Annotated in this window: 6 protein-coding genes; 1 reads left to right on the plus strand and 5 read right to left on the minus strand. The window is 64.0% G+C overall.

Features of this window, described 5'->3' with window-relative positions:
• Window positions 1–563: 563 nt before the first annotated feature.
• The 3 genes from EA346_RS04595 to EA346_RS04605 all read right to left on the minus strand — a co-directional run bounded on the left by EA346_RS04595 (window position 564) and on the right by EA346_RS04605 (window position 4,752).
• The gene (locus EA346_RS04595; RefSeq protein WP_296756165.1) at window positions 564–1,154 is read right to left on the minus strand and encodes a hypothetical protein; all 591 of its coding nucleotides are present in this window, start codon (window positions 1,152–1,154) and stop codon (window positions 564–566) included.
• Complete coding sequence (locus tag EA346_RS04600; protein WP_296756166.1) at window positions 1,147–3,006, minus strand: glycerophosphodiester phosphodiesterase family protein; 1,860 nt, start codon at window positions 3,004–3,006, stop codon at window positions 1,147–1,149. Before EA346_RS04600 ends, EA346_RS04595 begins: the two co-directional genes overlap by 8 nt.
• A 141-nt stretch (window positions 3,007–3,147) precedes the next feature.
• Window positions 3,148–4,752: a mechanosensitive ion channel family protein gene (locus tag EA346_RS04605; RefSeq protein ID WP_296756167.1), complete on the minus strand. Its 1,605-nt coding sequence runs from the start codon at window positions 4,750–4,752 to the stop codon at window positions 3,148–3,150.
• 464 nt (window positions 4,753–5,216) lie between these two features.
• On the opposite strand from EA346_RS04605, the gene EA346_RS04610 reads away from it, so the two are divergent.
• Window positions 5,217–6,074 (plus strand): helix-turn-helix domain-containing protein, encoded by an 858-nt coding sequence (locus EA346_RS04610; protein ID WP_296756168.1) that lies wholly within the window; start codon window positions 5,217–5,219, stop codon window positions 6,072–6,074.
• A 323-nt stretch (window positions 6,075–6,397) separates the two neighbouring features.
• On the opposite strand, the gene EA346_RS04615 is transcribed toward EA346_RS04610, so the two are convergent.
• The gene (locus EA346_RS04615; protein ID WP_296756170.1) at window positions 6,398–6,610 is read right to left on the minus strand and encodes a hypothetical protein; all 213 of its coding nucleotides are present in this window, start codon (window positions 6,608–6,610) and stop codon (window positions 6,398–6,400) included.
• A 27-nt stretch (window positions 6,611–6,637) separates the two neighbouring features.
• Window positions 6,638–7,543 carry a VOC family protein gene (locus tag EA346_RS04620; RefSeq protein WP_296756171.1) on the minus strand — a complete coding sequence of 302 codons (906 nt, stop codon included), beginning with the start codon at window positions 7,541–7,543 and terminating at the stop codon, window positions 6,638–6,640.
• Window positions 7,544–7,809 lie beyond the last annotated feature (266 nt).

The following is a 7,809-nucleotide window of genomic DNA, read 5'->3' on the forward strand; positions in this document are numbered from 1 at the left end:
ACGGCTTTTCGCCCTTCATCTGCGCCAAAAGGGTGGCCGGTGCGGCCGTAAGCGCAGTGCCCGAGGCAAGCAGTTTAAGCAGAACTCTGCGATCCATTTCTCTTTACTCCAATTGCAATTTTTGAGAGTGCAGGGACGATATCTGCCCTTGCAATGAAATCCAGCGGGCCCATCAAGTGGATCGGCCCGCCCAGCATCAGTGCGCCGGCGCCGTGCCATGATCTGTGCCGGCGGCCCTGTTCCGTTAGCACTGCAGGTCGCGCTCGGGCCCGTCAGCACCGTAGGTCGTGCTGGGGCCCCACTATAGAGAGGCGTTCCAGGCAGAACAGTCTGAAAAGTGCACGGAGCAGGGCAAGGGTCGCACCGGTTGGCGCTGCGACCCTTGCGGTGGCGCATCCATCACCTACCTCCCGCTGGATGCATTGCCACCTCCCGTGGCGCTGCGCTCGTCATGACGGCCCAGATCGAGAGGCTGGTGTCCTAGGAGGCTGTTGGGCTTAGGTGGCGCCTACTGCGCCGTAGGGGCTGTAGGCGATCCGGAGGCGGAGGCCCCGAGGGATCGCTCACCTGCCGAGCAGGCAACCCGGATAGCCGTAACCCCAGCGCCATGGCATGCCGCTGCAGGGTCCGCCGCCCAGCCGCACCGCATCGAACATGGCATCGGCGATCAATCGGTAGGCACTGGCGATCTGCCGTTCGGTCAGGCCATAGCTTTCGGACAGGTATTGTGTTCGGCGTGCGCCGGTGTCGAGTACGCACTCCCGCAGAGCCTGGTCGGCCGTGAACCGCGTGCGGTAGCTCTCTTCGGCTGCGCGTGCACCGCCCGCGGCGTGATACGCCCGGTCATGGGTTACGCAGCAGGCTTCCCAGGGCGGGTGTTTCTCGTGGGTTTCGGCGAAGGCCGGCAGGAGATCCGCGATCAGGTCCCAGGCCATCGACAGCCCGCCGCTGCAGCCATCGGTGACGAAGGCGGCGGGGGCATGCCCGGTCCTGTCCATGACCTCGACAAGACGGCGATGTGCCGCCATCTCGATGGAAAGGCGCATTGCGAAGGATTCCCCGGGTTCCGGCTCTGCGGTCGCGCTTGCCGGGGCGATGGCGGCGATGCAAAGCCCCAGCAACAGAGCGAAGGCCTTTTCCCGATACTCAGGCATCGGCTTCCTCGGCCACGAGATCGAAGCTCTTCAGCCGGAACCGGTCGCTTACCCAGAGGAGCAGGCGTTCCGGTGCTGACAATTGGTTGCGCGCCTCCATGACCTGGCGAGCCAGTGCCGGCTCATCGGTGATCAGTCCGTCGACACCCATCGAGATCAGGCGCACCATCGTGACCGGGTCGTTGACCGTCCAGACGTACAGCTTCCTGCCCTGCGCGTGGGTGCGCCGGATCAGGTCCACAGAGACCTGTCCGGTGTTGACCGCCAGGAAATCGGCATCGAGGGCGGAAAGATCGCCAACCGCGGTGGCTGCCAGGACCCCGTGGGTCCAGTCGGGCCGCAGCGCCTGCATCTTGCGCACGCCCTCGATCTTGAGCGACATGACGGCGATATCCGCCGACATCCCCGTTTCCTCGACGATTTCCACGACACGGGGTTCGAGCGCGATGTCGCGACCGTAGTATTTCAGCTCGATCAGGACCTTGCCGCGGCCCTTGGTGGCGAGCAGGACCTCGCGCAGGGTCGGCGTGCGCTCACCGGAATACGCCGAGTCGAACCAGCTGCCGATGTCCATCTCTGCCAGATCCGCCATCGTGGCGTCCCACACCTTCAGATCGACGCCGGCCATCTTCATGAAATCGCTGTCGTGGGCGACCACGACCTCGCCATCGGCGGTCTCCTGCACGTCGAGTTCGATCCAGTCTGCGCCTTCCACCAAGGCCTGCTCGAAGGCGGCCATGGTGTTCTCGGGCCGCGCCACGGACGCGCCACGATGGGCGATGATCTCGACCTCGCGTTCGGCGCTGACGCGTTCGGCCAGGCTGCCACCCAGGTAGAGGCCCCCGCCCAGCGCGACCGCAGCGCCGCCGAGCAGAAGCAAAACCGGAAGCGCCCCGACCGCCAGGGGACGTCCGGCGACGACCCGAGTGCTCTCCGGTACATCCCCCGTCGCCTCGCGGTAGAGCCGTTCGAGCAGCGATGCGAGCGCGCCGTTGGCAAAGGCGGATACCACGGCGTTCGCAAGCCCCCAGAGAAGCAGCAGCGCGACGATCGAAAACGCCAGCACGCGAAGGTTCGCCCCGAAGAGCTGTTGTGCCCCGCTGACCAGCAGCGCGGCGATACTGGCGACCAGCGCGAACAGCAGGCTGCGCAGAAGGGCCCACACCACGATCCGCCAAACGACCTGCATTCGTTGTCCCTGCAGCCGGCGCGCGCTTTCGGCAAAACTCCGTCGCGGCGGCACTCTTCCGAACAGGAACAGGTGCAGGGCGATGGCCCAGCTCGACAACCGCGCCACCAGGACGACGGCGAGCCCCGCCAGCAGCACGGCGCCGATCCCTGCGGCAGCAAGGAAGGCCGGCGGCCGGTAGGTCAGGTAATAGTTGATGTCGTAGCGGCCGAGCGCCAGCCACGCGATCGCCGCGCCGACCAGAAGGAATGGCGCCGCGATCAGCAGAACACGCAGGACGAGCTGCAACGCGAAGGCGAACAGCCCGGCGAACCGCCCGAGAAAGAGCCCCAGCCCCGAGAGCAACGCCCGGGGAACCCTGTGCTCTTGTCGGCGCAGGGTATCGGTCATCACGGCGACATCGAGGACGCTGGCCACGATCGACAGGCTGATCAGCGCCAGCGCCCCGGCAAATCCGACCGGCGTCAGCAGGAACCACGCGATGTCCTGGTCGGTGACCACGTTTTGGCCGGACGCCGCGAGGGCGGCGGCCAGTACAAGTCCCGACACCGGCACGATGACCGCCGCCGCCAGCAGGCGGATCGACAGGTGAATCAGGGTGAACGGTGCGAGAAACTGCAGCGAGGCGCGATAGCTCGCAAAGACATCCTGCAAAACTTTCACGGCGCCCCCTCCAATTTTGGAATGCGATGGTCCGGCGAGGTACTGATTTCTGCCACCAGGCGCGTCGGACGGGATAGGGTTCGGTTTCGGCTACCCCGCTCTCGCCTTGACGGGCCGGATCGCGTGGCCGCTGTCCCAGGTTCAGGTTATTCCGTCGCGCGCGAACTGTTGCCTCAGTTCCTTCAGCAGAGACCTTTGCATCTGCCAGTAATTTTCGGTTCGCACCCAGGGCTGGACCGCGAAGACCATCTCCGAGGGGCCGATACGGGCAAGGTGAACCTCGGGCGTCGGTTTGTTCAGAACCTTCGGGTGCTCCGAAAGCAGCTCGCGGATGCTGCTCTCCACCCGGTCCATGTCGTTATCGGGACCACAGGCGATCTCGAGTTCCACCCGGCGGGCCCTGCTCGCCGTCAGGTTGACGATCGTGTCATCCCAGATCTTCCGGTTGGGCACCAGCTTGATCGTGTTGTTCGGGGTGGCGATCCTGGTGCTGTTGAGCGTCATCTGCCGGACCCTGCCTTCAGCGCCCGACACCTGAACGTAATCGCCCACGTCGTAGGCGTGGTAGAGAAGGATCATCCAGCCCGCGACGAAACTTTTCAAAGAGTCCTGCAACGCAAATCCGATCACGATTCCGGCGACCCCCAATCCCGCAAGCATGGGCATCACGGACCACCCCATGGTCGCCAGCGCCACGATCACTCCGGCAAGAAACGTGAATCCGAATGACAGAGTCAGCAGCCGCTCCTCCATCAACTGGCTGAGTCGAACAAACCGGGTGTCCATGATCGCCTTGAGCAGGCGGCGGATTGCATGTGCGACAAACCAGGCCAACAGCAGGACAGCCAGGAACGTGAACACTCGGAGAAGGAGATTCGGACCGTTGCGGGCCGCATTGCGCCACAGCCTTTGGGTCTGTTCGCGCCAGATGTTCGCGAAGACTTCACGTTGCAGGATTTCGGTTCCGATCCGACCCTGCTGCTGGATCAGCAACGCACGGTGGCCGGCCGTGTCGATGTCGAGACCCTGAAGGACACCGAGCCAGGCAGCCATGTTCGTCAGGTTCCGAGTCTGCTTCTGGTTGACTGCGCGCAGTGCCGACTCGATGTCTGCGTTCGAGGGGTCTGTACTGAGCCACCGCCGCAGCTCGGTCAGCGTCTGGGCATCCAGCCGAATCTGACCGTGGAGGCGCTCGACGTTCCGCGTGACGAATTCCTCGAATGCATTCCATTCGTTTTCGACGCTCAGGCCCAGCCGCTCGCGCACTCGGAGCAAGGAGCCTAGTCCGCTCATGTATTCCAAGCCGAGGGTCTCCAGATCCTGGATGAAGGCCCGGGACACGCTCGCCTGTAAACCGCTTTCAAACTCGTCGTGTTTCAGACGCTCCTCGCTCGCTCTGGCGTAGACCCCCTCGAGACGGGAGAGGGACGCTTCGAGCAGCCAGTCTGTGGCGTCTCCGAGACGCCCTCGGACAGTCGGGATCGTCTCCAGCGCCGGCATTTCGAGCCACGCCGGCTCCACCCTCGCGAGCGCCTCCAGCATCAATTGATCCAGGCGGAAATGGAATCCGTCGCGATCCCATTCCTTCAGGTCGCCCGCAACCGACTGCATCTCGCTGAGGTGTTCAATCCGCTCCTCGAGCTCGACCACCCGCGGCGTCATCCCGCTGCCATTTCCTGCGGGCTCCTGTGCGGATATCACGCCCGTCAAGGTGGTCAGCATCAGTACACACAGCCAGCGATACATAACGTCCGACTACTCCATGCATGGACGAGGAAAGAAGCGCGGGATCCGACCCTGCCACCTTACGCCACCGATGGATCGAGTGCGGCAGCGGTGGCACAACGCCTGGCAGGAAAAGGGTTCCCCGTGCGCAGTGCGAGGGCCGGCAGGGGAGACGCTCCAGGCGATCCTGCGTCGATCGGCTTGGCCCCGATCTAAAAAGGATGCCTTCACCTAAACCCCCAAAGTATAGAAAGGGATTTTTGGCAAAACAATCTGAAAAGTGCACGGCGGGAGGGGCGCCGGGCGGCAGTCATTCCCTGAATGCGGTGCGCAGGCATGGGAGCTTTGTTATGGTCTACGTAACCTGCTGATCGCGCGGACGGAAGATTCCGATGGGAGAGTACTTGTTGGATGGAGTGAACCGAATCCACTACCAGTCGGTAGAGCAGTTCCGGGAAGCGCTCGGACACATCTGGAACGTGGAGGTGACCCAGTCCGATCCCGGCCCGATCGAAATCGTACTGTCGGCCACCTGTGTCGGCGACTGTCTCGTGTACGGCGGCAGCGCCAACCGGACCCTGTTGTGTTCGGGGCAGCGCTCCGACGATTTTTGGACGATTTCGCCCATCACCCATAGCGGGACCGGAAGCCGGTATCGCGGTCAGCAGCTGGATGAGGGAGAGATTCTTCTGCTGAATCCGGGTGGGGATGTGTACCAGCAGGTGGCCGCGGGTCATCGCCAGGACGCCGTCTCGATTCCCGTGGCGCTCGCCGAGCGGATCTTGCAGGCCGAGCATCAGACCTCCGCAGAAGACGTGTGGAAGCGCTGGTGCGTCAGGTCGGATCCGCGCATCACGGCCCACGTGGCCCGGATTGCACAGATGCTTCTCTCCGAGTCAAGCGCGGGCCATGCCAGAACGAGAGCCAGCGTCGATCTGGCGGGGAAGATCATCGCACTGGTCCAGGAAGCTCGACAGGTCCGACATGCCCCCTCCAGCCTGGCCCAGCGCCGGCGCATCGTCGGTCGGGCCGAGGCGTTGATACGTAGTCGACTCGACAACCCGCCGAGCGTGATCGAACTCTGCGAAGCAACGCACGCGAGCCGGCGCCTGCTCTTCTACGCGTTCAGGGAGCTGCTGGGACGTTCGCCGTACGCACACGCCAAGGTGCTCCGGCTGCACGCTGCGCGGCGCCGCATTCTCGCCAGGAGAAACGAACGCTGCGTGCAGCAAATCGGGTTTGACCTCGGGTTCTGGCACTCCGGTCAATTTGCGATTGACTACGCCAGGCTTTTTGGCGAATCGCCCAGCAAGACCCGACTCGACACTCAGCAGAAGAGCTGAACACCCGCTCCCGGGGTCGGACCAAGGCAAGTACCTGAATCGAATAGGAAACAGGACCTTTTTTCGGGGTTTTTTCGGCCTTGGAGGCCCCATTTTGGGGCCAAAAGCGACGGCCTAAGAAAATCGTACGCGGTGGCCCGGTTTCAGCAGTCGCGGGTTTTGTGCCTGGGCGGGCCTTTTAGGCCCCAAAATAGCCCGTCCACGGTGTGGAATCCGGGTAAAGTGATCGAGATTTGTGTTTAAAAACAATCGCTTGTTCTGGACCGACCCCAATCTGCAATCGGCATGATCCTTGGCCGATACATGCGCGGCCGGCCGGACGCTCAGAGCCAGCGTCCGAGGCTCACGCCTGTGCGCACCGACACGGGGCCGAGATCGACGCTTGGCCCGGAGATGCCGATATTGGCGTAGATGCCACCGCCGGAGCAGCCGGTGAGCAGAAGACAGACCGACAGGGAGCCGGCGGCGAGGAGTGTACGCCGCCAAGCGCTGGATTTGATGCGGGAAAGGCTGGTCAGAACCGGGACGGGTTGCATGTGCTTTTTCTCCATGGCTTCATGGTTTCAGCGGGCAGCCTGGTGCTCGGGAACGGGCTCCCAGCGCTGGACCAGGAAACCCGCACCGGTGGGATCGTTCAGGATGGCGACCTCGCCGCCGCGCGGGTTCTTCCGAGGCGGCAGCAGGACCTCGCCGCCGAGGCGCTCGGCGGCCGCGGCCGTGGCTGCCGGATCCGAGACCTTCACGTAAGCCACCCAGGTGTCCGGGATGCGATCCACCGGCTTCAGCATGACGCCGACCCGCGGTACACCGCCTGCGCTGAGGTAGCGATAGTTGCTGTAGGCGTCGCCCATGCGGTTAACCTCGTAATCCGGCACGAGAGACTTGTAGAAGGCCAGCGTCGCGTCCGGATCCGAGCTCCATATCTCATTCCACAGCCAGTCGCCAGGCTCGGCGGGGCGATCCGCCGGATCGCCGCCGCGGGGCTCGAGCAACGTCAGCACGGCGCCTTGCGGATCAGCGACCACGGCCACAAGGCCCCGTTGTGGGATATCCAACGGGGCCTGGTAGACGGTGCCGCCGGCAGCGCGTACCGCGGCCACCGCCGCGGCCATGTCCGCAACGGACAGCACGGGAATCCAGCGTGACACGTTGACATCGCCACCGATGCGGCGGGCGTCAACAAGTCCGCCGATGATGCGACCATCGTGCTCGATGACCTTATAGCTCTGCCCGCGGCCGAGACCCACGTCGCGGAAGGTCCAGCCGAACAGTCCCGCATAGAAGCGCCGCGCGGCCGTGGGATCCTCGGTCAGCAGGTCGTGCCAGACGATCTTGCCCGGTATGGGCTGCGTATCGGCGGTATCGATGGGCGGAATTCGCGCCGGGTCGAGGCCGGCGCAGCCGCCGACGACGATGAGTATGAGCGCGGCAAGAGCAAGACGGGCGCCGTTGTGCGGAAGTCGGATCACTGCTGAGCTCCTGAGGTGGACCGCTGGACCGGGAGGCGGCGCCGCGCCGAAGATGTCGACCCGGAACTGCGATGCGACCCTGTTCTACCAGCTTCAGTGGTTGTTGTCATCGCCGCTTATCGGAAGGATAAGCAAGCTGACACGCGCCGACTCGCCGGGCCGGACCAAGACAAGTGCCTGAATCTAATGCGCAACAGGACCTATTCTGCGCCGTACAGGTCGCCCGGGACGCAAGGCGTGTTCTTTCGCGCTAACTGTCATGGACT

Source organism: Thioalkalivibrio sp. (assembly GCF_007692535.1).
Classification (GTDB): domain Bacteria; phylum Pseudomonadota; class Gammaproteobacteria; order Ectothiorhodospirales; family Ectothiorhodospiraceae; genus Thioalkalivibrio.

What these genes read in the sequence shown, in the direction of transcription:
- EA346_RS04595 (WP_296756165.1), bottom strand. Translation starts at nt 1,154, where the DNA reads ATGCCTGAGTATCGGGAAAAGGCCTTCGCTCTGTTGCTGGGGCTTTGC.
- EA346_RS04605 (WP_296756167.1), bottom strand. Translation starts at nt 4,752, where the DNA reads ATGTATCGCTGGCTGTGTGTACTGATGCTGACCACCTTGACGGGCGTG.
- EA346_RS04615 (WP_296756170.1), bottom strand. Translation starts at nt 6,610, where the DNA reads ATGCAACCCGTCCCGGTTCTGACCAGCCTTTCCCGCATCAAATCCAGC.